Here is a 26,704-nt window from a genome sequence, read left to right on the forward strand (position 1 = left end):
TAATATAACACTATGCCACCTGCAGCTGTATTGTTAAATAAACATATGTGTCCTATGGTCACGCCAGGTGTTCCACCTGTGCCGCATGTGACTGGAGGGATGATTATGTTGGGTTGCCCCACTGTTTTAATAGGGAAGTTCCCTGCAGCAAGAATGGGAGATACAATGCTTTGTAATGGGCCTCCACCCCATCCGGATACCATTATAAAGGGATCTTTAACTGTGTTAATAGGTAAAAAACCAGCGGCACGCTTAGGAGATACAACAGGCATGGGTGGAATGATATTACAAGGGTGCCCTACGGTAATGATTGGTGGGTAAAACCCGATGCAACGAATAAAAAGCGAAGATATGGAAGATGACCACAATTTCTTGGGTATAGGATGGAAATTTCCACCTACTTTTAACCACCATAGCAGTACAGTAGAAATGGTAAATGGATTAAACGATATCAGAGAAAGCTTAATCATCTTAATGCGTACTAGAGTAGGTGAGCGCATTGTAGAAGAGAAATATGGTTGTGATTTAACGCCACTTGCCTTCCAACAATTGGATCTTAATTTAGAAACCTTTATGGTCAATAACATCAAGCAAACCATTACAGAACATGAACCCAGAGTGGAGGTACTTGATGTGCAATTGACTACACCAAATGATGGAGAAGGGGCTATTGATATTAATGTAAGTTATAAGGTTAAAAAACTAGATATAGAAGAAACGATCCAATATAGCTACCATCCTATTTTTAATAAATAGTCGTTCTCCATTCATGCTTTATGAACTATAACTTTAAAATCAGCATTATTTATAGATAAAGACTATGGAAAATACCCCACTAGAACTGGATTATCCTTTTTTAAAGGCGCAAGGGATAGCCTACATTCAGCAGTTAGCAGGCAAGAAATGGACCGACTATGGAGACCATGACCCTGGCATTACCATTTTAGAAGTGCTTTCTTTTGCGATCATGGATCTAGAATATAGAACCAACTTCTATATAGAAGATATATGGGCTAAGGATCCTGATGCAGCAGCCAATCCCAATGAACAACCCTTCTATAAAGCTGAAGAGATCCTTCCTTGCAATCCACTAACCAAGTGGGACTTTTTAAAGATTGTATTGGATGTTCCAGGAGTAAAAAATGCCAATATTTTTTTAAGTGATGGCCCAAAAGAAATTAAAGGGGGTTATAAGATTTTTGTCGATGTAGAAGGACGCATCAGCCATACGCCCCAAGAAAAAGAGGTATTAGATTTAGTTAAGAAAAGATTATATGCCCAAAGAAATCTATGTGAAGATTTCTTTCTGATTCAAACCATGGAAACACTACCTATTAGTGTGAAAGCAACCTTTGAGTTGTCCAATTGTTTGGCTTATGAAGAAGGAGAGACCATTATTGCGCATATATTGTTTGCGTTTCAAGATTTTTTTACACCACGTATTCCTTTTTATAGCATCAGTCAATTACTAGAAAAAGGTAGAACCATAGATCAAATCTTTACAGGACCACTTTTAAAACAGGGCTTTATAGATGAAGAAGAGTTAATTTATCTGAAGAATAGAGCCAGAATCTACGTAATTGAACTCCTAGAACAGGCCACTAAAATTGCAAATATCAAAAATGTATTAAACTTTGAACTCTTTATTCATGAAGAAAATACAAGAACAGCTAGCGTAACTGTACCCATATTACCAGATCGATCTTTAGTGCTTGATATTGCACAAAGTGAAATTGTGCTCTATTACAATGGTTTGCCCATCAATACAGATTGGGGAAAAGTTATTGATATGCTTGAAGATATAAAAGGAAGGGGCACATTAACAAAAGCCTACTTACAAGAGGAAAATGTTTTTGTTTTAGAAGGAAACTATAGACATTTAGAAGATCATGTTTCCATACAACAAGACTTTCCTTTACTCTATAATGTAGGGCATGAAGGGTGCACTCCATCTGAAACACCTGAAAACCAAGCTAAAGCAAAACAATTAAAAAGCTACTTAATGTTTTTTGACCAGCTTTTTGCTAATTATATGGGTCAATTGTCTAATATCAAACACACCATGGCCATCTACAGCGAAGACTATAACAAGCCTAATGGCCGCTTGCCTTTAGATGTACCTAGAATGGATACCATTATTAAGCAACCTACTAAAGAGACTGATCCAGGTAACGACCTTGAGTTTGTAGTACAAAGAAAGTACTTAGATTTGAAAAAAGAAATAATGGATAAGTCCTGTGAAGATAAAGACCAAGGCGATGAAACCTCGCAAGCGTACCGCGCTTATATCCATAAAGCATTAGAAAGTGATATTAGAAGCCTAGATAAACGGTCAAGACTATTAGACCATTTATTAGCTTATTTTTCAGAACGATTTACCATCTACTCGCTGCATCTTTATCCTAAAAATGAAGAAATGCAATTGGATGAGTTTAATAAAAATAAAGCACTTTTTTTAAAGGATTATATTGATATCAGTAAAAATAGAAACCGAGCGGCCTATATAACAGCCAATCATATAAACAACTGGATCCATCATATTCCATCTGGTTTTAAGCGACGCATTTACCGGAACCTAGGCATTAAAAGTTTAGACAAAAAGCTTTTCCACCAGGTGGTTAAAAATAGTATGTACTTAGAAAAAAAGTCCACACAATATAATTTGGATATCTTTCTAGGCAAAAATTCCCAAACAGAACATGATGATATTTTTATGTTTAGAGGAAAATATGAAAACATGCAATCTTTGGTTATGTCCTATGGCATCAATGAACACCATTACAACATTATCAAAAAAGCCAATGGTAGCTATAGCATTCTCCTTTATGTGGATAAAGCAAAAAAGAATACGATTGAACTAGTTACTGAATCGGTTATAGACATTGAGCAAGCAGAGGCTATCGTACAAAAAAGTGTAGAAGTGTTTAGGTCATTAAACAAAGCATGTGAAGGATTTCACTTAATAGAACATATTCTGCTTAGAAGTGACGATACATTAAACATGGAGCAAGACGCCTATTCCTTTATAATGACAATGATTTTTCCTGCATGGCCAGCCAGATTTCAACAATCTTCATTTAGGCATGCTGTAGAGGAAATGGTTGTAACCGAAGGCCCAGCCCACATACTTACCAATATTTTATGGTTAGATTTTGAAGATATGGAAACCTTCGAGAAGGCCTATAAATCATGGATACAGTTAAAAACTGATGCTAAATCTAATAAAGCAGAAATAGACGCAGCAGCCAAAGTATTAATGGATTTTATAGAACCTTATAATAATAAAAAAATAGATTTATGTGGATAACCGATATCCACATCCATACCCTATGGTATGGATACAGCTCATGTGCTCAATAAAAAAAGTAAGCTTAGCGTATAGGCAACCGTTTATAAAATACAAAACATCCGGCATCTTTTATATAAATGATATCTTTATAACTTTCTAAAAGCGCTCGATCACTTTTGTAAAGAATAAAAAAACAAGGTTTATCAATGGCCCCTTCTAAGCGCCAGGCTATATCTGGTTGTGTTAATCTTTTAGGCTGATCAGCATAAAAAAGAGGTGCAGCTGATTTAAAACCAATGGTCGTAAGGTATAACTCCTTTCCTTTGCATGCTTTACAAAAAGCCACCATTTCTTTTTGCGTATAAGCCTCAACCTTAGGTGCTATACGAACGAAAAATAATGCCAATGTGCAAATATTGATGCACATAAAGATGCTGATAAAAGGCACCCAACGAAACTGCAAAAGGCAATAATACGCTGCGCCTATACCTATCATATAGAGCAAGCCTGGTAGACCATCCCAGTAACTCCATACAACAGGTAGCCCCAATGCATCCTGTATATATTGATTTTTAATAAAAGAAAGCCATAGTGATTTATGTAGCATTACCCAAGGCATAATGGTTAAAGCCCCACCTATAACTAGGCCAATGACTAAAAATAGAGATACAATTCCTAGATAGATATATTTTCTATTGTAGATCCGTTGATGAAAAAAATTAGCTGCCAAAAAGGTTATGGGGAAATAAGCCATCGAACTATAATGCACAATCTTTGTACCCACTAGTGTAAAAATAACTAAGATGGTCACCAGTAAAGCTTGCATATTAGCTAAAAAATAATCATCCCTACAAAATATTTTTTCTTTCAAAAAGCAGATAGCAAAGAGAGCACTTGGAAAGCACCCCAAAAAAAGGACTACATAGTGATAGTACCAAGGTTGTGCATGGGTAGCAACAGGTTGTTGACACAGCAATAGATGGTAGGCCCAAAACGCTTTAATAAAGATCCATCCATTAGCGGCAATTTCTGGAATAAGCCAACAAGATAGAACGACTATTGCGACAAAAACAGTTAAAATAAGCAGCTTCAACTGCACGACCTTTCCGCTAAACCAAGTGTAAGATAAAGATAAGGTAGCCAGGGGTATGATAAAGGCCATAGGCCCTTTGGCCAATAGCGCGCAACCTATACATAGCCCTGCAAGACCATACAACCATTCTTTAGATGGCATGGTTGCATTTGATAAACAATAGATAGCCAGCAGCAAGAAATAATTAAAAAAAGGATCTATAATGCCTGATTTAAAATAAAAATGAGGTAAAAAAGCAGTTGCATATAAGCACATCCATAACAAACCGAACCATCTCCCCTTGTATTGCTTGCCTATGCAGTATAGCGTTGCCAGGGTCAATAATCCACACAGCAAGTTAGGAAAACGGGCACCGATCTCATTAATGCCCCAAAGATGCATACTAGCCGCTTGTAGCCAAAAGAAAAGCGGCGGTTTTTCATAAAGTGGCTCAAAATTAAAGTTTACTTGACCATAGTGGCCCGTACGCATCATTTCTCTAGTGATCTCAGCAAAATAGAGTTCATCTAAATCAAATAGATGCACCGATCCTATGCCCCATGCAAAAATGCATCCAAAACCAATTAAACAATAAACAACCCTACTATTTTTTAATCGGCAACCCCTTTCCATACCTGTATAACAAAAAATAGATAGAACGGTCCAACCAATCTGCCGCATTACAATAAATGGAAACCGTATAAACTACTATGGTAGAGATGGTACCAATCAAAGCACCTATATAGACATCTGTATAAAAATGTTGACAAAGATAAATTCTTGAATAAGCAACCAACAGGGCTAGCCCCAATAAGATGACACTGCAGATTTTTTGCTTGCTTCTAGACAACAGCTGTATAACCGATATCAACACAAAGATGGTAGCAGAGTGGCCTGAAGGGAAGCTTAAATCCCGTAATAAGGGCACACCATCTACTAGGTGCAAGGATGCATCTACAGGAAGCAAGGCTATAGGCCTTAACATACAGGTAAAAAAAACACGTTTCAACAATTGCACTACAATAGACATAGAAACAAAACTTCCCCCCATAATGATCAGCTTTCTACAACTTACACGAAACACGGCAGCTATCAATAAAAGGGATAGATAGGTAACCCCATCACCTAACCAAGTTAAATAAGGTGCTACACAATCTGCTACAGGATGGTGCCACTGCTTGAGTAGCACCAAAAAAGCAACTTTATCCAATAGGAAAAAAGGGAAGATACCGATAAGCAACAGAGCAGTAAGCAGGTAAAAAAACAACTTGTTTTCATACCAAATCATTCTAACAGCTGTAATCTTTTTCATGCAATTTTTTGAAACTGTAGATGATAATTCAGAACGAATAACCAATATAGAGATAGCTAAATAACAGATTAAAGCCTCCTGTAGAACTGTGTTTCCCATTTTTAGGTGAGAAAGTAGTTTTCATTCCAACGGTAATCCCTTTTAAATTACCCATGTTACTTAAATGATAATTTATTCCTATGGAAGGAAATGGCATCAATGAAGTATGATATTCTGCAGTTTCCCAATCTTGAGCGCTATATGCACTAATGTATAAATCCCCATGCAATGAAAAATATTTATTTACATAATATCTATAGTTTCCACCTAACCCTACTGCGAAGGCTGCCCTATCATTACAATCTTTAAAAGTTATAGCCATTGCAGACCAGGCAAAAGAACTACCATCTTCTTTGTTGCGGTTATCATAGACTATCCCGATGCCTGGATTAACTACAAAAGCGCCATTTTTATCTAAGCCACGTGGAGCTTTTCGATAGGCTGGGTTAGAAGCATTAGCTCGTATATGATAGGATATTCCTGGAATAAATAAACCTATTTCACCCCCAAGCGCATTCATTGAAAACAGAGCCACTGATAGGAGCATAACCCCTATTTTTTTTAAAAACGTACTGTTAAGCATCTTTCATTCGTCTGTCAATTAATATGACATACCTTTACTTTATTATGCTGCTTTTATCTAATTGCTCATAGAAACCAAAAACTCTTCATTATTACGTGTACCCCGCATTTTCTTCAGTAGAAAATCCATTGCTTCTGTAGAGCTCATATCTGCCATGATGTTACGCAATATCCAGATGCGCGCCAGCTCCTCTTTTCCAATCAACAGCTCTTCATGTCTGGTTCCAGAAGCAGGTACATCAATAGCTGGATAAATACGTTTATTGGCCAACTTGCGATCCAATTGCAATTCCATATTACCGGTACCTTTAAATTCTTCAAAAATCACCTCATCCATCTTAGAGCCTGTATCAATAAGGGCCGTAGCCAAAATGGTCAATGACCCCCCATTTTCTACATTACGGGCAGCACCAAAAAACCGTTGTGGTTTATGCAGGGCATTGGCATCAATACCGCCAGAAAGTATCTTTCCAGAAGAAGGGCTAACCGTATTGTGTGCCCGAGCGAGTCGGGTAATAGAGTCCAATAGAATCACAACATCCCGACCACATTCTACCATTCTCTTTGCTTTTTCTAAAACAATATTAGAAACTTTTACATGCCGCTCAGCCTGTTCATCAAAGGTTGAAGCAATTACCTCTGCTTTTACATTTCTAGCCATATCCGTCACCTCTTCTGGGCGCTCCCCAATGAGTAGCACAATCAAATAAACCTCTGGGTGATTGGATGCAATCGCATTAGCGATCTCTTTTAACAGCACCGTTTTACCAGTTTTAGGTTGCGCTACAATCATACCACGCTGCCCCTTACCAATAGGAGAAAACAAATCCATAATGCGGGTTGAATATTGACTGGCTCCATTGGAAATATGCAACTTATCATGTGGAAAAAGCGGCGTAAGGTGTTCAAAAGGAATGCGATTGCGCCCCTCCTCTGTGGTTACACCATTCATACAAATGACCTTTAAAAGGGCAAAGTATTTTTCTCCTTCTTTGGGTGGACGTATTTTACCACGAATGGTATCGCCCGTTTTTAGGTTAAACAATTTGATTTGAGAGGGAGATACATACACATCGTCTGGACTGGCTAAATAGTGATAATCAGATGAACGTAAAAAACCATAGCCATCTTGCATAATCTCTAATACACCTTCGCATTCAATAGTAGTATCCAAGCTATGCAATATACTTGCTTCTTTTTTACTCTTTTCAAACGAGGGGGGGGCCTCCTTTGGTTCTTTAGTGGAGACAACACGTTCAGTTACAACTGATTTTTCTGACTCTGCAGCCTCACTGCGCTTACCTTGTAGATTAGATTCCGCTTGTGCTTCTACTGCTCTAGCCTTCACATAACCCCTCTTGGGCAATACAGGTGGGATGCCTTCTTTTGCAGGCAATGGTGTAACAAGCGGCTCATTATGCTTTTTTTGAGCCATCTCCCCTACAGGAAGTACCGCTTGCTGATCCAGTATTTTATAAATAAGTTCCTCTTTTGAAAGTGTTTTATAGCTTTTAACTTTAAATCTTTCTGCTATTTCGCGTAGCTCAGAAATAAGTTTTTGATTGAGCTCTCCGATATTATACATGATTGAGTTAGGTGTAAATTAAATAAAGCCCATTAAAAATAATATGAACCATCCTAATGATTATTCTTAAAAATAAGTAGCAGCAACCTACTATTACATAGGCATGTAAGCTTAAGTATGTCAATATGCATTCAAAGAATACTATTTTTCAATTGATAATCAATCTATAAAATAAATTATCCAATACAACGCTTCAATACTCCACCATAAAGCTATTGTTAAGCACCAATAACTTATGGTTATAGCACCCTTTATATTAACTATTTTTAGTATATTTTAGCTACCAAGCAGCAGCAATATCTGCATTAAATAGCATATTACCTTCTTATTTATTCTGATTTCGTTTTTAAATCTAGTAAGATATAGTCAAAAATAAGGGCATTTTTTTTAGATACAGAATATACAGCTAATTAATAAGGAATGAATATCAATGTAGGACTCCGAATGCAGCCCCATGGCCAACTAACATGAACAATTATACAACTATAATTTGAAAAAGTCAAAAAAAGCAACCATTTTAAGCAAAAACAGATCGTTTTATTTAAAGTTATGTAGTTTTAAGCCAATCTTATGCTATATTAGACTTCTTTTGAAACGCTACTTCTGCTGAGGCACCGGGTCGACAAGCAAATTACCAACAGAAGTAGCACTTCAAAAGAAGTCTTAAGAAACAAATAGAATGATCGACTTACATCGTATAAGAACAGATAAACAGGCAGTAATAGATGGCCTATATAAAAGAGGGTTGTCTAATGCAGAAACGCTCGTTGAAGCCATATGCAAGCTAGATATCGCAAAGCGGGCCACACAATCCGAGCTAGACAACCTAGCTGCTACGCTTAATAAGCTGAATAAAGAAATAGGAGATGCATTGTGCCTACAAGGAGAAACGGCTTTATGGGAGGCCCAAAAAAGCGAAGTGCATCGCTTAAAAGAACAGGTCAAAGCATTAACGAAAAGGTTTCAGGAATATAAATCATCTCTATTAGAGCAGCTCTATGCACTGCCCAACCTGCCTCATGCAAGCGTACCGAATGGCAAGCATGCTGACGACAATCTTATTATCTATCAAACGCCATCAAGTGGCAGAAAGCAAAATTGGGCCCACTGGGATTTGGTTAAAAAATATGACCTAGTAGACTTTGAACTGGGCAATAAAATTACAGGTGCTGGCTTTCCAGTATATAAGGGAAAAGGTGCTAAGCTACAACGTGCTTTAATCAACTTTTTTTTGGACCAAGCATCAAAAGCGGGCTATATAGAAGTTCAACCTCCTATTTTGGTAAACGAGGCCTCTGCCTATGCAACAGGTCAACTGCCTGATAAAGAGGGGCAGATGTATTTGATTCCATCGGAACAATTGTATCTGATACCTACTGCAGAAGTATCTATTACAAACATCTATCGTGATACCATGGTAGCAACGGCTGCACTCCCCATCAAACATGTAGGGTATACGCCTTGCTTTAGGCGGGAAGCAGGCTCTTGGGGAGCTGATGTACGTGGACTCAATAGGCTACATCAATTTGACAAGGTAGAGTTGGTTCAGATTTGTCATCCTGACCATTCTTACGCCAACCTAGAAGAGATGTTAGCCTATGTACAAGGATTAGTAGAACAGCTAGGGTTACCTTATCGTATTCTAAAACTTTGTAGTGGAGATTTAGGGTTTTGCGCTGCTATGACCTACGATATAGAAGTACATGCTATAGGCCAAGATAGGTGGCTAGAGGTAAGTTCAATTAGTAATTTCGAAAGCTTCCAATCCAATAGATTATCATTAAGGTATAAAGACAAAAATAAAAAAAGTTGTCTTTTACATACCTTAAATGGCAGTGGATTAGCTCTTCCACGTATACTAGCGGCCCTATTAGAATGGAATCAAACCCCAGAGGGCATCCAAATTCCAAAGGTTTTACAACCTTATACAGGATTTGATATCATTGATTAAAAAATCCTTATTAAGCAGTTTACCAAATCGTTTGTATCGATGCACCTCATCGCATCTACTGGAAGCTCCCTCCAGTAAGTGGTTTTACTGCTTGCCCCAAAAAACACATCCAACATGTCGATCCAATCCATATATGCTATCGCTTTATAAACACATTTACAATATTTTCTGCATTTTAATGATCATTATGATGCATCGCTAGATAGTAGTAAACTGAGTTGCGATGTTAAGAAAAGAAATCCATGTTTCTTTTCTTAAAGATTCTAAAATAGAGGTGCTACCTGACGGCCTTTTAATACTTTGAAAAATGAGCTAAGCACAGAAAGTACTTCTTCATAGTGCTCCTTTTCGCAAGAAATAAGTGGGCTATCATATTCATCGATTAAGATAATAGGGGTAGGTTCATAATGATCCAGTTTACTGAACAAATTAATTACTCTACTTAAGTAATCTTCGCATGCTTCTTCTACTGAAATATTTATCTTATCCTCTACCTTATAAAGCTCGGCAATATCATATAATTTTCTATTGAGACTCTTTTCTAATGTCCCTGGATTGCCTTTGGATACTTCCGAAAAGTTTAACCAGGAGAGTAGACCGGTGGAACTTCCCCACCAGCCCCTCGCAGAACTGCACCGAAATCTCTCGATTTATGCAGCTCCCATTATTTAGCCTTTGATCTCTCTCATAATCTCAACCCAAGCGTCCAATGATAGAATATAGATGGAGAACCAGCTCTCACTTTTCCTAGAAATTGCTTTGCTAGATTTTCGTGACCTCGTAGTTTCTTATACTTGGCCTGGACCCACCTTACGAGATATCTCTCTATATTAACGAGAGGTCTGTACATCGCCGATTTATAAAACCTGCCGTAGTACTGATACCAGCCTCTGACTTTGGGATTTATTTTCTTTGATATTGACTCCAACGTGGTCCACGTGATGTGATGTATTCTCCATGATTTTATGACTCTCTGAACCTTGATGCTAGCTTTCCTACTAATTGCGGGTAAAAAAGAGACAAAATATTGTCCCAACTTATTCTTTGCTTGTCTAGGTCTAAAAGTGTAGCCTAAGAAGTCAAAGCTTTCGTTTGGAAATGCCTCTTTCCTGGAATCGTCCTTGCAATACACTATTTGTGTCTTTTCAGGATGAAGACGTAATTTGTACTTGGCCAGCCTCTAAAAAAAGAAGAAAGATTTTGCGCAAATGCTTTGTTCCATATCTATTGCGATCCTGTTTTTCTTAAAAAGAAATAAAATACTTTAGTAGGATATGGTTATTTCATGGTATTCAAAGGTAGGTTAGGTATATACAGGCGGACTAGTTTTATTGCTTTTTACTAAATAATTTCTTAAAATTGTGAAAACTCTCTTAATAAAAAAGAGACATATCTATAATTATAATTTAAAAAAAAACAAGCATGAAAAAGTATTTAGTTTTGGTGCCTCTTATTGCATCCTGTAGTGGGGTAAGAGAGCCTAATAGTATGATGAAGAATCAAGAAGAAGGTAGTCAGGGGGAAGGATTGAGTAATGTAAATCTAAAAAATATTAATAATCAAAAATTGACAATAAGTGGTCTGGTTGCACACAAATTAGCCAGTAAATGGCTTGGTAAGAAGCAGAATGAACTAAATCTAGATGATATTATAAAACACTTTAAAGAAATTAAAGAGAATCTTAAATACGTTAAATTGCCACAGACAGACTTTTTTAAGAAAAAATTTATTAATGCTTTGCTTAGTTATCATAAAAAAGATATTAGTACGTATCATTTGATTCCTGAATCAGAGAGAAATAATGGTGATTTACAACTCATTCAAGCGTTATTAGAAATATTGTTGAATAATCCAGATATTGACGTTAATAATGAAAATTACTTTGGTAATTCCGCTCTCACATTAGCAATGGATATAGCTGATCCAGACGAGGATGATAGTAGAGACGTAATTTATATAAATTCATTCAAAATATTGTTGAATCATCCAAATATTGACGTTAACATAAAAGATGGTAATGGTAATACCCCACTTGTTTTAGCAATAAGGCATATAAGTAGTGGGAAAGAATTACATGTAGAAAATGGGGTAAATGCAATCAAAATGTTACTAAATCATAAAAACATTGATGTTAATAAAGCAGGTAAGAGCGGACTGGTTCCTATCTTATTAGAACTAACGAAAAAAAACACAAATATAGATGTATTAAAAATGTTGCTGGAGCACCCAAGCAATAATTTTAAGATCAACTCCGTAAATGATTCTAATCATACCTTGCTTAAAATAGCAATAGACTATTGTAATTTGGAGGCAGTCAAATTATTCTTGAGTTATCCAGATATTCTGGTTCGCAAAGAGGATTTGGATTTTGCAAAATCACGATATGATTATTGCAAGAGTGAAAAAACTAAGGCTATATACAACATGTTACTGAGCCATAAAGGTAATAAGGGATAAACAAGGTCCTTTGTTTTAAGTCTGTAAATTATTTTTTGGTTTCTTAGATTCTATTTTCATATTTAATTAAAAAATGGGCCATAGCACTATTCCAATTGTGAATTGTAATGGCCCATTTTTGTCTCATATAGTGTGGCTTTGATATAGAGTGGCTAGCAATGTACTGTTTTGGAACAAGTTCATTTCCCACCTGAATTAAGGCTCCCCTATTCCCGCAATACAATGCGCTCGGTTGTCTCGTCTAAGCGTCGTTTTCTAAGAGGGTTCGCCTTGGATATAGGAAATCTACCCCTCTTCCTGGCCATATCTACTGGTTAAACTCAATGAACCAGATTTTTTATCAACTAGATTATACGTGGCATAAGCAGCTAACACCGATTTTCCAGAAAAGGCATTACCAACTTCTATTACCTCCTGGACATGAGGATATTGTAATATTTCAGTATGATAGGCTTGATTTTATATTTGCGATAAGGCCAGTTTAACTGAATTTTCCAGTTCTTCTTCTTTCCAAACCTGTTTAAATTCTAATAGCAGCGCCTTGGGACCTTCTTTTTTAGGTATTAATAAGAGATCGTAACGACCCAAACCACCTTCTCGATTGGAGCGTATATAATGGGTGATACCCAAACTGGCTAACATCCCTAACACAAGACCATCGTAAAAGCCTTCTGATGTGCTACTTTTTTTTGTATAAAAATAGCTAACACTACGACGTAAAAAGTAACTAAGCTGTTCTACAAAAGCAGAAACCTCACCAACTACTAAATGTTTCAAAAAAGAATCATATTGTCGCTTTCGCTCAAACTGATTGACGAACCATTCTTGAAAAAATGTACTATAGAGTCTCCATATTTCATAGTTGGGTACTCTGACTCTACAATCATATACATTCGTATAGGCACTTAAATTACTTTTCTAAAAGGTCAAATAGCCAGCAAATAATAAAAGGCTCCAAAAAGATGTGTCATCTTTATCTAGGATATCAAAAGAAAGATGTTTATTAATGGATATATCTAAGGATTCCCCTCGCATTAACTGTTCAAATTGCTCTTTGATATCCGTATGAGCAGTAAGTATCTTTTGTTCAATTAAGTTATTATTACCCGTATTCACCCAATAGACATCAAAACGACCCGACTTATTGATACAAGAAATAATAGACCATGGATTATACATCACCAAGTTGTCTACTTTATAGCCATTATACCAGTTTCTTACTTCTTCCATGGAAGTACTAAGGCTTTGTCCTTTAAATAGAGATGAAACTTCATCTTCACTAAAGCCAAAGCGACTACTATACTCTTCGTCCAGCAAGGTATAAGTTTCTAGGTTATTCAACCCAGATAGCATACTATCCTTAGAAACACGCAATATGCCGGTTAATAGGCCTCTTTCCAGCGCAGTATTACCTTTTAGCGCATTACTAAATAGATTACGCATAAACTTGACCATACGATTCAAGTATGTCTTATTACCATAAGCTTTATTGAGTGGCGTATCATATTCATCTATTAGCATATAGACCTTTTGACCATGATGTTGGTAGAGGATTTGCTAACAAGTTCCTTCACAAACCTGGAGCGCCTGGTTGGCTGCTTGTACCAATTCTTCTACGATTTTAGCATTCAAATATTTCTTTCCAAGTTCAATATCTATTGTAAGGGTTTCTTGCGCCATATATTTTACCTCCTCTAAGTGTATATAATCCTTGGCATGGCGCAAATCATAAAGTCGTTCAGCAAATTTAATGCAGAGCACAAAAAGTTGTTCTCGGTTAATGATGCGTTTGAGTCGATTCGCCACATAGAGTCCACATGGCTCCATCTCCTCACGTTTATTGAGGGTTACAATGCTTTCTACAAAATGGTAGACATCCATGCTATAATTGGCTTTAACATAAGCAAGCGGTAAACCTGCATAACGTACCAATCCATATAGCACACTGAAATAAACTGGTCTTGGTTGATAAGGCACCCATTCTGCTACCAACTGGGCAACATCTAACGCACGCACATAAAATAATTGTCCTGACGCATGCCGTCTAAAACCATAACAACGCCTTACCAGTAGGAAAAGCTCATCTAATACAATTGTACGCATATCAGCCACCGTACAAAGATTGTTATAGGCCTTCGTTAAGGTTACCATAGACTGCTTAAATTCCCTACAACTAATAGAGGGATCTGAAGGCTCTATTTTGGTAATCATTTCATCACGGACCGCCGCTACATTACAAGGCACCACTATAAGCATAGGCCTTTTATGAGAAACCGGAAATTGCAAGTAACCATAGTGGATACGAACGATCCGTTCTATATTCCGCTTTTCTATACTGGTCCACTCTGATTCTTTCTGCACCGCACTATTCCAACTACATGCACTACCTACCGTAACATCTTGATAGTGATTTCTAATTTTAGGTAGAGCCTCTTGAGCAATAGCCGCATTGCTAATGACCAAAGCTATAGCAGGAAAACGCACCTCTTCAGCAGACTTATCTTTAGAAGTCTCCCTTGGCGCATATTTTAAATGGGTGGTATATAACTGCATCACTACAGAGGCATCTTTTGAAGCATCTAAGCTGGCAATATTTAAAATAACAGGCATCAATAAAGCAACCATTTGGTTGACATCGCATATAATTTTTTCAGGAAGTTTATCATCTCTGGGCTCTATTAACAGCTTGGGAATAGAACGCTCCTTGCTTTCCAATTCTAATGCAACCTCTAACTTCCGGATCAATTCATCAAGGCTAACCTCAATGGGTATCAAAATGATATGATTTCTAGATCTGGCCCGTTGCTTTAAAAAAATGTCCCAAACCACAAAATTCTTGGTAATAAGATCTAAATCTTCCTTATAAAGCGGCCTATTATCTAAATAGGAAATAAATTGTGTAGCCTCTTTCATTACTTGGTCTATAAAAATAGGCGCTTCCTTTGGATGGTTACGAACCGTCTCTAGATCCGAATATAAATCAAAACCTGCTTGCCTTTCTTCTTCTTTCGTTTGTTTTTCTTTTATTTTGCTTTTTAAATAGCAGCCATGATATTTATAGCCAGCCAGCTTGCGCTTATTGTAAACAATAATAAAAAAAATCATTACACTCAACGCCAGCAAAGATGTTAAAAATCCAGCTGATTCCGATAACAATAGATCTATACCGCTACAGTATATGGAATAAATAATTACCAATAACATAACGGATACGAGCCTTACGCTTATACGCAATGGCAATACAAGTAAGGTTACGGTCAAATGGGCTACAGATAAAGCCAACGTAAAAACAGATGGAAGCTGAACCAGTCCTGACCAGCTCCAAAGCACATTAATAGGAAGACAAAAAACTACACTGATCAACCAACGTCGACCAATTTTCCAAGATGGAACCTCTTTTTTAGAATCGATTGCATAACCTATAAGCGAAATAGCCGTAATAAATTGAAGCAGGTACCAGTAAATAAAACCCTCGCTTACATAATCTAATATAGTAGTGCATATAACGTAACAGCCTATCATCCCCATCATAGCATCACTTGGCTTCAGCTTAGACAACCTTTCTTTTGTAAAAGAAGATTTCAGCAAGAAAAAGATTAATATTACAACAAAAGGTAGAATATTAAACGACATTACAACTTGTTAATAAAAAAGAAAAAAACTAAAAATTATACTAAATTGCCCCAAAGAGCAGACAGAAAATCAACATAAACTGTCCTTAAAATTATAAAACTAAACCTAATAATTATACAACTTTGGATGGTCCTATCCAACTTACTTTGAATAAAAAAGCTATATTTGCCAAATAGGCAAAATAACAATCGGACAATAAAAAGCAGGCAATGCTTTACTTTTTTCAATTATATTTACTACATTTGTAGTGGCATGTAATGAATTAGTTAATTTCTGTCCGGTAGTGTAATGGCAACACGTCTGGTTTTGGTCCAGAAGACTCTAGGTTCGACCCCTAGCCGGACAACTTTGAATCCAAGTAGCATACTGCATAAACAAAAATTTAAGATGGTAGGTTTCAAGCATAGTCGTGGCTTAATAACATTAGGGCTTTCTTTTTGCACATTACTCATCACACATGATATGGTGTTGGCAACAGGGGCAAAAGGGAAAAAGGATAAAAAGGTGGCAGTTGTATCTCCTACTATAAAAGAAAAATCGCCTGAGTTGGGTAATGCCAATAGCGCTGCGAACAAGCAGCTGCAAAGTGAGCTAGAATCAGAAAATGCATTGAATCGCGCACGCTTAGAAAAACAGCTTTCAGCTATTATTGCTCAAATTGAACGGCTACGTGTTGAGAAAGAGCTCCAGCGCTTGGGCAAAGAGGTAGCAGATGAAAATGCGCGGCGATCGCATGAAAAAGCCATGCTTTTACTCAATATGGAAAAAGAAAAACTTACCATGGAGTTAGAGCTAGCAAAGGCTAGGTTTATGCAACAAATGGAGTCGTATGATAGCGAACTAATTAAACTAAGTAAAAAAATAGAATTAGAAAAAGGACAAACGCAGCTGCTCCAAGAGACTACCCACCGGGTACAAGCAGAAATAGAAGCCTTAAAAGCCAAAGCAGTACGAAATAACCATATTGCCAAAAGGCCTATTTACCTGAAAGACCCATTGGTCAAACGAACGAATACCTTAGTGCTTTCTGATCGATGTATTGAATTAAACGGCTATATTATTCCCTGGAAAGCAAATTATATCGTAGACCAAATTAATTATTTTAACAATAAAAATAGTGATCATCCTATATTTATTATTATTGGTAGCTCTCCAGGTGGTTGTATAAGTGCAGGATGGAATATTTTACAAGCGATAGAACATAGTAAAGCACCTGTCTATGTAATCGTAAAAGAATGCGCTGCTTCCATGGCAGCGCTGATCACTACATTGGCTACTAAATCTTATGCTTATCCAAATGCCATGATCTTACATCATCAGCCTTGGTCCTGTGTTTGGGGTAATCTAAGAGAAACAAAAGAGCATTATGAGTCCCTTAAGGAAATATGGAAGCGTTTAGGGGGTAGAGTAGCCAAAAAAATGGGCATATCTCTTAAAGAATTTGATAAAAAACTTTATCAAAAATCGATGTGTGGGGACTGGAAGGAATATGGGGACAGTGCTAAAAAGCTTAAATGGGTTGATTATGTGATCAGTGGTATTCAAAATAGTGCGGTTAGCATGCTACCAGATGCAGCCGACTATACTTTTGAAAAATTTATAAAGCAATATTATGGTTTTGATGCAACAAAAGGAAAAGACCAACTTGCAGAAGAGCAATATTACCAATCTATAGCGCCCCATGATTTTGACTATAGCTACAGGCCTGATAGAAAGGCGCAGATGATGCGCAAAAAATAGGCTGCTTTTAGATCAATGCTAGGCTCATGTGGTACTTTTTGATTTTTACAAAGCAGAAAGTACCACATAAAATTCCTCATCCTCCCTCCTGCTGAACTGGAACTAAAAAGTTAGCAATCAAATCATTCCAAAGACTAATGTACTAATCTTTATTTCATAGATTAGATTTTTTTAAAATTCCAACTAAAATACTTGAATTTATTCTTATTATTGTATGGGACATGTATTTCATTTTATCTAATATTTTGGAGTTCTTTTTAGCAACTTATAACCTATTTTACAATGTCATTCCATATACCCTTTCTTATGGCATTACCCTTTTTGCTATTGGTGCTAGCAGCGGCTTTTTACCTTAGTAGAAGTGCTGCTCCCTCTGGCGAACACCGTTTAAACCACAAACAATTTGCTTATGAAATCAGGGCGATTCAACAAGCCATTACACGAAAAAAAGCCCGCATAAAAAAAAGATTACAAGCTGCTTATATAAAAGAAAGGTTCGCTAAACTAAGGCCAAGTGATGCTATGATGGGGTTGATAGGCTGTTACGTTATATGCACTACTATATTAGATTATGTAAGCAGAGAACTGACTATTTATTGGTATATATTTCAACTTTTTATAGGCATTTGGCTAATAGGCTATGGCATAGCGCCTAAGAAGCGGGTCCCATCCTGGAAAATTGGTCGATCTTGGTTAATATGTACGGTTTTTTGCCTGCCCATAAATGTATTTTGGCATTGGTGGCATGTACAAGATGCTCAATTTGCATTAACCTTATCTATAGCCCACCTATCTGCCACTTTATTTGTACTGCCTCTGTATATAAGCATCAAAATAGTAGTCTCTACATTAGCAGTAATCTTTTACGCAATTTATAACATTGGTATTGACCAACTTTTAATATCAAATGATTCTTTGCTTTTTCTATTAGGGTTTGGCCTAATCGTTTTTAGCATTATTATTTATAACAAGCGCAAAATAACTGCTTATACACTTTATAACCGCTACTTAAAAAGCCAAGTAAACCTAGCAGAAAATAAAAAGCATGAAGCTTCCCAAACTACATTCAATTTAGATGCAGAAGATACGGATAAAAACCCAAAAGAGGTTGGACCTTGTGTAGAAAAAGCCATGCAGGGCGTTACTGAATTTATGTCCTATTTAGACCATAAGCCTCTTTATAAAGAAGATATCCAAAGTATTATCAACCATTTTGTCACTTTTACTACTTTTTTAAAGCAACGGGCCAGATCTATAGACCACATACTCTTAACCCCAAATGAGATTACTATAGATGAATTAATCTCTAAACTAGAAGCTGCTTTACAAGCTAAAACTGCACCCACCCCAAAGATCGTAGTAGAGATAAAGGATGATGCCATTCCTAAAAAAATCATATGTGATATCAATCATATGATCCAATCATTGGTCCCCATTGTTTTGCGTACTGCCAACCTAGATGTTTCAAAAGGTGAATTGGTAAAAATTCAATTACATACTACGCACTTAAAATATGCACCAAAAAAGGGGCAAGAAAGCAACTATCATTCGGAAATGAACTTCCCAGCTATAGCGCTGGTGATCAGCAGCGCTACTACGCCCATAGCCATATTACCTAAAATTAAAAGCTGCTATAAAGATATTACAGAAGGCAGAGAGCTGAAATGGCACAGCAATCAGACAGATTCAGAACGTATACATATTGAAAAACGGATCATAGAACGAGCCGTTCGTGCCCACTACGGTTACCTACGCTTTCCCCTTTCCAAAAAAAGGCCTATGCTAATGGTATTGCCTTGTAATGTAGCATCTGTCCGTGATGAAATGATTTCCAGAATACTTCCTTTGAATGTTCCTATAACCCAAAAAGAAATTGAACAGTCGATGGAAGTTTTTATAAGATCTTATAACCATCTTTTAGAGATATCGGAGGCGCGTAAAGCTGTAATAGATGAGATACTGCTATTAATGAGGAGGTGTTATGGTTTTAGGCGCCATCTATCCGGACAATTGTTGTATATCCGCGCAATAGGTATTGCACAATTGGTGGCAGAATGGATAAGATTCTATCCAGAACCAATTTATGTTGTTTTGCTTTATGATTTAGTGCATTATGCCGATTTGCCACTTTCTTATATTAAGGCCAATTATGATTTAAATATTTACTCTCTTATAGAGAATGTTTTAGCAGTAAATGACCGACAAGGTATGGAGCCATGTGGGCTTTATATTGGGAATGCCCTTAAACAAGTCATCAATCGAGAACAGCTTTTTGTGCTTTGCATTAAATTGGCTGAGCGTCTTTATGACCTACAACATGCTAAAAGCTATACCGAGCTAGATGAACTAAAATACATGGCCCAAGAAACCCTTACAACAGATATTGAGCTAGCAAAGAAATACTTGAATACTAAAATTGTAGAAGCATTAGCAAGCGCAGCAGAACAAGCACTACAAGTCTGTGAAAAAAAATAAGTGCGCATCCGACTTCGAATCCTTATGCGCATAAATGATGACAAGCAAATTGGTTATTATCATAAATTGATTGTTTTGATAATAGTGGGCATAACAGCGTATAATTTAAAAAGGGTGATGTAAATGGATATGCGACAATCTCCTTCCGGTCAAATTATACAATCACTCAAAGGCTATCATGCTTTCGTACCCTATGCGCTACCACCCAAATTTGAATGGAATACTAGGCTAGTCAACAGTTTGTCTCGTGCTGATTTTTTGCTTGGAAAATTAGCACGAGAAGGCAGTAGATTACCGAATCCTCATCTTTTAATACGTCCATTCATCACCCGCGAAGCAGTATTATCTAGCAAAATTGAAGGTACCGAAGCCACTTTGGGAGAAATCTTAGCTGCTGATGCAGGTGCCCATGTAAACCAAAACGCCGACGCCCTCCAAGAGGTACAGAATTACATTAGGGCACTTGATTATGGGCTCAAGCGCTTAGCAGCGCTTCCATTATCGTTACGCCTTATTAAAGAAATACATGCGCACTTAATGGAAGGGGTTAGAGGAACACATGCCACACCGGGCGCATTTAGGACGAGCGAGAATTGGATTGGCCTACCGGGCTGCACACTGCATACAGCAAAGTTTGTACCTCCACCACCTGAGCATTTAATGGATTCTCTAGGCAAATTTGAAGATTTTTTACATGACAGATCATTACCCCCATTGATTCATATGGCACTTTGCCATTATCAATTTGAAGCCATTCATCCATTTTTAGATGGGAATGGGCGTATCGGAAGACTCTTGATTACACTGCTGTTGATTGAGCAAAATATCCTTCCTTTACCTTTATTATATTTATCTGCATTTTTTGAAGCAACACGCAATGAATATTATAAACAGCTTTATAATGTTACCTTGAAAGGGAGCTGGCACGAATGGTTCACTTATTTTTTAAATGGCATAGCCGTTCAATCTGAGGATGTTTTATCGCGTACTGAACGGATAAATGCATTATTAACGCAATGGAAAATGGACCTTGCAAGAGGGAGCTCCCAAGTACTCATAGACATGGTACAGCTTTTGGCTGTAAATCCTTATTTTACCATCAACAAAGTGGCTAAAGATCTTAAGATTTCATACAGCACTGCACAAAGAGGGGTGCAAAAACTTGAGGATGCCGCCATTATTAAAAAAACGCGTAACAACAAACGGGATAAAGTGTACTGTGCTATTGACCTATTAAATATCCTGGAGGAACCTACAAGAATCAACGCCGATATTTATGCATGAAAACTGTAAAGTGAAGCCGTTACAATAAACCCTTAAGCTTTCTATTAAAAATATCCTTTCTTTTTTAGAAAAAGTCTACATTCGGCTTATTTCTTTTGGTTTTTATTTTTATCCCTTTTAGTAGTGTATCCCTATGGCCATCAAATCAATCGGCCAGTTAAGTGCGGCAGATATTGCAGCTATCAAGCGTAAATGCAAACATACCTTTTTTGATCAAATCAATAAGCTCATTAACTGGTCATCGATAGAAGAGGCTCTTCAATTGTATTATCCTAAAGGCCTACGTTTATCAGGAAAGCCAGCCTATAGCCCACTCCTTTTATTTAAAATGCTCTTGCTTCAGGCTTGGTATGGAATGCGTGATTACCAAGTAGAAGAGGAAGTCAATGACCGTATCACTTTTAGCGGATTTTGTGGTATTTCTATGGATAGTTCTGTTCTAGACTAGAGTGTGTTAAGTAGATTCAGAACTGCCCTTACAGAGAAGAAATCCCTAGAAAAGTTATTGAAAATCATTGAGGTATTTAGGGGATGGTATGCCAAAAATGTACTAAAATGATAATGAAAATCAATAAGTAATAAGAATTATACCTCAAGAACACTAAAAAGCAAAAAAAATAACCCTAGAGAAATAACTAAAAATTATAAGATCCATCTATGGAAACGGACTCAGTATATTTTACCCTGCTCATACAATTATAATTTGTAAATATTTCAAAAACCTAAACATTTGATCTGAGTTCAAGTATCAAAGCATAAATTTTTTGAGCCATTCACCAATAGCATATTTCTACTAATTTTTTTATATTAAAAAATAAGTTTTTGATTGGTTTGCTTGGAGTTTTAATCTCCAAATTTAACGCACAAAGGAGCTTACGATTTTTTACCGGTTAATCCAGTATACAAATTTCTATTTCAAATAGAGTAAGACAAGCAGTATGCAGTATATAGTATCTATCTTTCTTCTTAATTACTTTAATTAAAACCATTATTATGTATAAAACAGTATTACAAAGATCTATTCTACACGTAAATTCTACTTTACATATTACCTTATTTTATATAACGGCTGCAGCTAACTGTACCCCCGTATCTAAGCAAACAGAAAACGCATCCACGCCGCCTACAACAATATCCCACAAGGGAGCAGCAGCACCAAAAGAGCCTATCTATAATGCTCCTAATCAAAAAGAAATTAAAGAGCATAAGGAGAAAGAGAAGGAGAAGGAAATAAAAAAAGAAGACGAAGATAAGGAATGTGACTCCGAGTATGGTACATCTGATAAGGAGAACTATGAACTTGATTATGACGATAGACTAGACCTGGAAAGAAGGGAATTAAAAAAAAATCCATTGAAAAAATATACAGAAAAAGTAAAAGAAACAGTAACAGAACCTTTCAAAAAGAAAACGGCGGAGCTCTATAAGCTAAAACACGAACAAATTCAAATTGATAATCAACTAAGAGATATAGATCAAAAGATGACTCAGAATTCTAGCCCTAAACAGATAAGGGAAATGGTCAAAGAACGCAACCGCCTTGAAAAGGAGCGAGAAAAAGTGGTCGAACAAAGAAAAAAAGAAGAAAAAAAATTAGAGGAGTATGCTAATAAAAAAGAACAAAAAAAAATGAAAAAATCCCAATAAGCCATCATCAAAATCATTTTACCAATTCTATATCAAGGGTATAGATTTGAATAGATCGTATTTCTTCAGCCAATGGTAGGGTCGAGCAATGGCGCGGTAGTATTACCCCCGTTTCCATTGCCCGCCTCATTAAGCGCAGCATACAGATCTCCCGTACTACGTTTTCCTGATCCCTTCTTATCATCGCCTATGGCCTATCTAATAGTTTTGCTTTCAGCGTTGACGCTTACACCACCTTGAACTATAGAAACCCATGCTTTAGACATATTTTGTCAGCTTTAGCTTTGATGTATATGCTCCTTCTCAGGTCTTGTTATGTTAGGTGATTTTATCATACCACATTTACATCCCTTATTATTCGAGCAATGTTATCAGCAGGGCGCCTTCGCTCCACAGCTATTAACTTTTAGTCTAGTAGGACTTTCACCTACTGGTACATACTAGCCTCTCTAGACACACGCATCAACTTAAGGAATATGTATAATAATTTTTGATTGATTATAAGGTATTTTTATCTTACTTTTTGCTTTTTTTGGGGCAATTTTGCGATATAGTTGAATGAATACAATATTTATGTATAAAGTTGGGGTAGTGTTGCCAAAAGGCCAAATAGATATAAATTAAGGTGCGAGGGGTATGCTGGCCGCCGATAAAAAGTTTGGCACACAGTAAAGGTAAGGAAACGAACTACAAGTCTACTGAAGCGCCAAGTTTTTTATCGGCGGCCAGCAGCGATTTAACTTAACGCAATAGGAACAACCGCCCATAAAATAATATTTTATATTTATAATCAATAAGATATACTAATTAAGTTGACACCATTGGCTGAATGAAATTGCTAGACCCTACTATAGGTTGCAAAAAACTAAAAAATTTATTATAATAAAATTATCGTATAGTTAATAACTATTCAAATTATACCGATGGTTATTGCAGAATAGCCATTCTAAAATGTAATAATCTTAGTTCTAAACATTAATTAAAACAGGATCTACTATGAATATTGAAAATATAATCGCCGCTATCGCACCATCTGATATTGCTAAAGCGGAACAACAAGTACTTATTATGGAAAATGAGCATCAAGATGCTAAATTTAATATGCTTGCTTTTTCAGAATAAACAGTATTGTTTGTACTAGTATAGGTGAATAAGAATTCTATCTACAATCAGTAGCATTGAGTCATTCAATGCTATTGGTTTATTATGTATTATGCAAATTAAAAAAAGTAGCATGTTTTATTTTTGAATTGCATATAGTTTTTATTTTATTTTTAAAAAAAATAATATTATATACTTTCATATGTTCAATCTATTCGGGATAGAAGAAACTATTAAAAATGTTTATATCCTATCCAAAAAATTTATGAATTGCAGTAATATATCTAATACAAATGAATTAAAGCCATTTTATCTTAAGTTTTTAAAAGATCATCAACCAGCCCAACCTATCCCAGATACATTATCTGTATCTTTTATTGCAGATACTACTGGAATATGGCAGAAATTAAATCCAGAAAGTGATGACAATGCATTAGATGATATGCATCAACAGTCTATGGTTGGAGAAGCTTATCCAACTCATGAACAAGAACAACATCTAGAAGCACTTAAACTAGGGTATCTCTAGCTTACGGAATCAAATGCTGAATTAAAAGAACTCTTTGATCTAATCATCCATACTGTATTTTTGAGAAAAAGCAGAAAAATAGATAAGTATACTTCGTTTGGCGGATCATCTTCTGCTGGCATAGGTCTGATTTGGATAAGTGGTCACGGAGCACTAGATCGAGAAGATATTGCTGAATTACTATTACATGAGTTAACCCATCATCAACTATTTATTGACGAGCGTTGTCATATGCACTATAACTATGCAGCGTTGTGCAAACCAGAAAACTTCTCTAGCTCTGCTATTTTAAACAAAAAACGGCCTTTAGATAAGGTTGTCCATAGCATTATTGTGGCCACAGAGATTATCTTAGCAAGGAATAGATTTTTGCCTCAGCAAGAGACAAAAGTTCATGGAACTTCGAAGAATTTAATGGATAAAACATTGACTGCTATTAAAGAAACTATGCGTATGGCTAATATTAATGAGCTACTAAGCGAAAGAACATGGAAGATACTGGAAACAGCAGAGGCATCTCTAAGAAAAATAAAGGATAAATTACTATCCTAAATCATCTAATATTCTAGTAGAAAGCGTAGCATTTTAAGAAAAATAAACATATGCATTACTTATTTAACAATAAGTTTTTTATTTACAGTGTTTCCTTAGTTTTCTTACAACAAGTGGTTATTGGATGTTCCACTTACTATATTGGGTTAGCAGGTCAGGCTATTGCGTATAACCCAATGATTGTCCTTAGATACATCACGCTATTTTTTTTATTAATAGCCTTGGCCTATCTCCTAGGAGCATGTTCTCTATTCTTTCAGACTAAGTTGTCTAATTTTTGTTGGGAGCATTATTACAAGAAAATTTTTCAGGAATTAAGTAAGGATATTAGCTTAGCAACCGACCATAATAAAATAAAAACTCAGAACTGGATAGCTGGGGAGTCTTTCCAAACTTTTCAAGAAGCTAGCCACATTTTTGTAGATGGCGTTTCTGTTTTTTTGAATATACTTTTTACGATTATCGCCTTTAAATGTGTATTAGGCATAAAGGCATCTCTAGCAGTTTGCTCGGCTTTGGTTCTTGCTGCACTATCGATGAGGCTAGCAAAGCCCTTGATCTATAAACTATCCAATCAAATACAGTCGCAGAAACTAGATGCTTTACATGCTGTTCATCTCATTTGGGATAATCTATTTTTTGGTAATAAACATTATGAACAGGCAGCACAGCGCATAGCTAAACAGCCTATAGAACAACTATTTGTATTGATACAACGGCATAAGATAATAGAGCAACTATTTAGCTGCCTACCTATTTTAATCGCTATCTCGATCATCATTATAGTAGCACGACATCAGGTACTTAGCCACCTGGGTTCTTTAGGAGCACTTGTAGCGATACTTCCACGATCTTTGCAGTTATTGCAAAATATTCATACACTCTGTACTAGCTTAAACAATATGGTATTCTTGCATACCAAAATCGGTAACCTTGATAGATTTGTGGAACAATTGCCTAAGCAACCATTGACTGGTCCATTAGATTGTGCAGCTATCATGTTTAATTGTCTTAAAGGTCCTACTAACCAAGCTTGGAACGCAAAGTTATTTCTAGATCATGTTAATCGTGGTGATCTGCCTCAAGGAAGATTTCTAATAACGGGCAGCAATGGGAGTGGTAAATCATCTCTATTAAGACGTATTAAAAAAAAATATCCTGAAGCGATTCTATGGGGGCCTAACATTATCCTTGGTATAAAAAAGATAGAAGGATCAATTGGAGAGCAGCACTGGCAGATTTTGCTAAATATTTTGCAAAACAGTGAAAGTAGCTTACTATTACTGGATGAGTGGGACAGTGCTTTAGATCACTTGCATACCAAAGCTATCGATGAACGACTTGATGCGCTTGCGCATGATCATACCATACTTGAAGTGCGTCATAAACATATGAATTATGTTTCTATTGAAAGCTGTGACAAAAAAAGTTATTAACCTTCTTTATTAAGCCTTAC

At 36.4% G+C, this 26,704-nt stretch carries 22 protein-coding genes, 1 tRNA gene and 1 pseudogene; 15 read left to right on the forward strand and 9 right to left on the reverse strand.

Annotated features, from left to right (window positions below):
- Positions 1–12 precede the first annotated feature (12 nt).
- The 3 genes from ACOALF_RS04315 (at position 13) to ACOALF_RS04325 (ending at position 3,307) form a co-directional block, all read left to right on the forward strand.
- The gene (locus ACOALF_RS04315; RefSeq protein WP_419241270.1) at positions 13–321 is read left to right on the forward strand and encodes a PAAR domain-containing protein; all 309 of its coding nucleotides are present in this window, start codon (positions 13–15) and stop codon (positions 319–321) included.
- A 6-nt stretch (positions 322–327) separates the two neighbouring features.
- Complete coding sequence (locus ACOALF_RS04320) at positions 328–756, forward strand: GPW/gp25 family protein (RefSeq protein ID WP_419241271.1); 429 nt, start codon at positions 328–330, stop codon at positions 754–756.
- Positions 757–820: 64 nt separating this feature from the next.
- The gene (locus tag ACOALF_RS04325) at positions 821–3,307 is read left to right on the forward strand and encodes a hypothetical protein (protein WP_419241272.1); all 2,487 of its coding nucleotides are present in this window, start codon (positions 821–823) and stop codon (positions 3,305–3,307) included.
- Positions 3,308–3,371: 64 nt separating this feature from the next.
- On the opposite strand, the gene ACOALF_RS04330 is transcribed toward ACOALF_RS04325, so the two are convergent.
- From ACOALF_RS04330 to rho, 4 genes are all read right to left on the reverse strand, one after another.
- On the reverse strand, positions 3,372–4,994 hold the full coding sequence (locus ACOALF_RS04330) for an ArnT family glycosyltransferase (protein ID WP_419241273.1): 1,623 nt from the start codon (positions 4,992–4,994) through the stop codon (positions 3,372–3,374).
- Positions 4,966–5,673, reverse strand: a complete 708-nt coding sequence (locus ACOALF_RS04335) for a phosphatase PAP2 family protein (RefSeq protein WP_419241274.1) — start codon at positions 5,671–5,673, stop codon at positions 4,966–4,968. The genes ACOALF_RS04330 and ACOALF_RS04335 overlap by 29 nt, the downstream gene beginning before the upstream one ends.
- Before the next feature lie 28 nt (positions 5,674–5,701).
- The gene (locus tag ACOALF_RS04340; RefSeq protein ID WP_419241275.1) at positions 5,702–6,232 is read right to left on the reverse strand and encodes a hypothetical protein; all 531 of its coding nucleotides are present in this window, start codon (positions 6,230–6,232) and stop codon (positions 5,702–5,704) included.
- 120 nt (positions 6,233–6,352) lie between these two features.
- A complete protein-coding gene (gene rho / locus ACOALF_RS04345) occupies positions 6,353–7,879 on the reverse strand; it encodes a transcription termination factor Rho (protein WP_419241276.1) in 1,527 nt (508 codons plus the stop codon).
- Positions 7,880–8,558: 679 nt separating this feature from the next.
- Here rho and serS point away from each other — a divergent pair.
- Entirely contained in the window at positions 8,559–9,830 is a 1,272-nt protein-coding gene (gene serS / locus ACOALF_RS04350) for a serine--tRNA ligase (protein WP_419241277.1), read from the forward strand.
- Between the two features lie 263 nt (positions 9,831–10,093).
- On the opposite strand, the gene ACOALF_RS04355 is transcribed toward serS, so the two are convergent.
- Both ACOALF_RS04355 and ACOALF_RS04360 read right to left on the reverse strand, forming a co-directional pair.
- Positions 10,094–10,480 (reverse strand): AAA family ATPase, encoded by a 387-nt coding sequence (locus tag ACOALF_RS04355; RefSeq protein ID WP_419241920.1) that lies wholly within the window; start codon positions 10,478–10,480, stop codon positions 10,094–10,096.
- Positions 10,481–10,515: 35 nt separating this feature from the next.
- On the reverse strand, positions 10,516–10,962 hold the full coding sequence (locus ACOALF_RS04360) for a group II intron maturase-specific domain-containing protein (protein WP_419241278.1): 447 nt from the start codon (positions 10,960–10,962) through the stop codon (positions 10,516–10,518).
- A gap of 290 nt (positions 10,963–11,252) precedes the next feature.
- Between ACOALF_RS04360 and ACOALF_RS04365 the strand changes: the two genes are divergently transcribed.
- Positions 11,253–12,287, forward strand: a complete 1,035-nt coding sequence (locus ACOALF_RS04365; protein WP_419241279.1) for an ankyrin repeat domain-containing protein — start codon at positions 11,253–11,255, stop codon at positions 12,285–12,287.
- Positions 12,288–12,746: 459 nt separating this feature from the next.
- Here ACOALF_RS04365 and ACOALF_RS04370 read toward each other — a convergent pair whose 3' ends face one another.
- The 3 genes from ACOALF_RS04370 to ACOALF_RS04380 form a co-directional block, all read right to left on the reverse strand.
- On the reverse strand, positions 12,747–13,064 hold the full coding sequence (locus ACOALF_RS04370; protein ID WP_419241280.1) for a PD-(D/E)XK nuclease domain-containing protein: 318 nt from the start codon (positions 13,062–13,064) through the stop codon (positions 12,747–12,749).
- 141 nt (positions 13,065–13,205) lie between these two features.
- The gene (locus ACOALF_RS04375) at positions 13,206–13,808 is read right to left on the reverse strand and encodes an AAA family ATPase (protein ID WP_419241281.1); all 603 of its coding nucleotides are present in this window, start codon (positions 13,806–13,808) and stop codon (positions 13,206–13,208) included.
- 36 nt (positions 13,809–13,844) lie between these two features.
- Complete coding sequence (locus ACOALF_RS04380; protein WP_419241282.1) at positions 13,845–15,920, reverse strand: hypothetical protein; 2,076 nt, start codon at positions 15,918–15,920, stop codon at positions 13,845–13,847.
- Between the two features lie 274 nt (positions 15,921–16,194).
- Between ACOALF_RS04380 and ACOALF_RS04385 the strand changes: the two genes are divergently transcribed.
- The 10 genes and pseudogenes from ACOALF_RS04385 (at position 16,195) to ACOALF_RS04430 (ending at position 26,684) form a co-directional block, all read left to right on the forward strand.
- A tRNA-Gln gene (locus ACOALF_RS04385) sits at positions 16,195–16,266 on the forward strand.
- Between the two features lie 41 nt (positions 16,267–16,307).
- On the forward strand, positions 16,308–17,660 hold the full coding sequence (locus ACOALF_RS04390) for an ATP-dependent Clp protease proteolytic subunit (RefSeq protein WP_419241283.1): 1,353 nt from the start codon (positions 16,308–16,310) through the stop codon (positions 17,658–17,660).
- A 282-nt stretch (positions 17,661–17,942) separates the two neighbouring features.
- On the forward strand, positions 17,943–20,135 hold the full coding sequence (locus ACOALF_RS04395; RefSeq protein ID WP_419241284.1) for a hypothetical protein: 2,193 nt from the start codon (positions 17,943–17,945) through the stop codon (positions 20,133–20,135).
- A 123-nt stretch (positions 20,136–20,258) separates the two neighbouring features.
- The gene (locus ACOALF_RS04400) at positions 20,259–21,419 is read left to right on the forward strand and encodes a Fic family protein (RefSeq protein WP_419241285.1); all 1,161 of its coding nucleotides are present in this window, start codon (positions 20,259–20,261) and stop codon (positions 21,417–21,419) included.
- A gap of 133 nt (positions 21,420–21,552) precedes the next feature.
- Positions 21,553–21,936, forward strand: a pseudogene (locus ACOALF_RS04405) (transposase); the annotation flags it as partial.
- A 476-nt stretch (positions 21,937–22,412) separates the two neighbouring features.
- Positions 22,413–23,066, forward strand: coding sequence for a hypothetical protein (locus ACOALF_RS04410; protein ID WP_419241286.1), 654 nt, complete (start codon positions 22,413–22,415; stop codon positions 23,064–23,066).
- 996 nt (positions 23,067–24,062) lie between these two features.
- Positions 24,063–24,188, forward strand: coding sequence for a hypothetical protein (locus tag ACOALF_RS04415; RefSeq protein WP_419241287.1), 126 nt, complete (start codon positions 24,063–24,065; stop codon positions 24,186–24,188).
- A 244-nt stretch (positions 24,189–24,432) separates the two neighbouring features.
- Positions 24,433–24,696: a hypothetical protein gene (locus ACOALF_RS04420; protein ID WP_419241288.1), complete on the forward strand. Its 264-nt coding sequence runs from the start codon at positions 24,433–24,435 to the stop codon at positions 24,694–24,696.
- A gap of 60 nt (positions 24,697–24,756) precedes the next feature.
- Positions 24,757–25,248, forward strand: a complete 492-nt coding sequence (locus ACOALF_RS04425; RefSeq protein WP_419241289.1) for an aKG-HExxH-type peptide beta-hydroxylase — start codon at positions 24,757–24,759, stop codon at positions 25,246–25,248.
- 50 nt (positions 25,249–25,298) lie between these two features.
- The gene (locus tag ACOALF_RS04430; RefSeq protein WP_419241290.1) at positions 25,299–26,684 is read left to right on the forward strand and encodes an ABC transporter ATP-binding protein; all 1,386 of its coding nucleotides are present in this window, start codon (positions 25,299–25,301) and stop codon (positions 26,682–26,684) included.
- The last annotated feature ends 20 nt before the right edge of the window (positions 26,685–26,704 follow it).

The organism is Cardinium endosymbiont of Nabis limbatus, from assembly GCF_965196625.1.
Taxonomy (GTDB): domain Bacteria; phylum Bacteroidota; class Bacteroidia; order Cytophagales; family Amoebophilaceae; genus Cardinium.

Excerpts from the sequence above, each read along its gene's own strand:
- ACOALF_RS04365 (WP_419241279.1), top strand. The coding sequence starts at position 11,253 with ATGAAAAAGTATTTAGTTTTGGTGCCTCTTATTGCATCCTGTAGTGGG.
- ACOALF_RS04375 (WP_419241281.1), bottom strand. The coding sequence starts at position 13,808 with ATGCTAATAGATGAATATGATACGCCACTCAATAAAGCTTATGGTAAT.
- ACOALF_RS04315 (WP_419241270.1), top strand. The coding sequence starts at position 13 with ATGCCACCTGCAGCTGTATTGTTAAATAAACATATGTGTCCTATGGTC.
- ACOALF_RS04335 (WP_419241274.1), bottom strand. The coding sequence starts at position 5,673 with ATGAAAAAGATTACAGCTGTTAGAATGATTTGGTATGAAAACAAGTTG.
- ACOALF_RS04330 (WP_419241273.1), bottom strand. The coding sequence starts at position 4,994 with ATGGAAAGGGGTTGCCGATTAAAAAATAGTAGGGTTGTTTATTGTTTA.
- ACOALF_RS04395 (WP_419241284.1), top strand. The coding sequence starts at position 17,943 with ATGTCATTCCATATACCCTTTCTTATGGCATTACCCTTTTTGCTATTG.
- serS (WP_419241277.1), top strand. The coding sequence starts at position 8,559 with ATGATCGACTTACATCGTATAAGAACAGATAAACAGGCAGTAATAGAT.
- ACOALF_RS04340 (WP_419241275.1), bottom strand. The coding sequence starts at position 6,232 with ATGAATGCGCTTGGGGGTGAAATAGGTTTATTTATTCCAGGAATATCC.
- ACOALF_RS04390 (WP_419241283.1), top strand. The coding sequence starts at position 16,308 with ATGGTAGGTTTCAAGCATAGTCGTGGCTTAATAACATTAGGGCTTTCT.
- ACOALF_RS04420 (WP_419241288.1), top strand. The coding sequence starts at position 24,433 with ATGAATTGCAGTAATATATCTAATACAAATGAATTAAAGCCATTTTAT.
- ACOALF_RS04325 (WP_419241272.1), top strand. The coding sequence starts at position 821 with ATGGAAAATACCCCACTAGAACTGGATTATCCTTTTTTAAAGGCGCAA.
- ACOALF_RS04400 (WP_419241285.1), top strand. The coding sequence starts at position 20,259 with ATGGATATGCGACAATCTCCTTCCGGTCAAATTATACAATCACTCAAA.
- ACOALF_RS04320 (WP_419241271.1), top strand. The coding sequence starts at position 328 with ATGCAACGAATAAAAAGCGAAGATATGGAAGATGACCACAATTTCTTG.
- ACOALF_RS04380 (WP_419241282.1), bottom strand. The coding sequence starts at position 15,920 with ATGTCGTTTAATATTCTACCTTTTGTTGTAATATTAATCTTTTTCTTG.
- ACOALF_RS04410 (WP_419241286.1), top strand. The coding sequence starts at position 22,413 with ATGTATAAAACAGTATTACAAAGATCTATTCTACACGTAAATTCTACT.
- rho (WP_419241276.1), bottom strand. The coding sequence starts at position 7,879 with ATGTATAATATCGGAGAGCTCAATCAAAAACTTATTTCTGAGCTACGC.
- ACOALF_RS04430 (WP_419241290.1), top strand. The coding sequence starts at position 25,299 with ATGCATTACTTATTTAACAATAAGTTTTTTATTTACAGTGTTTCCTTA.
- ACOALF_RS04415 (WP_419241287.1), top strand. The coding sequence starts at position 24,063 with ATGAATATTGAAAATATAATCGCCGCTATCGCACCATCTGATATTGCT.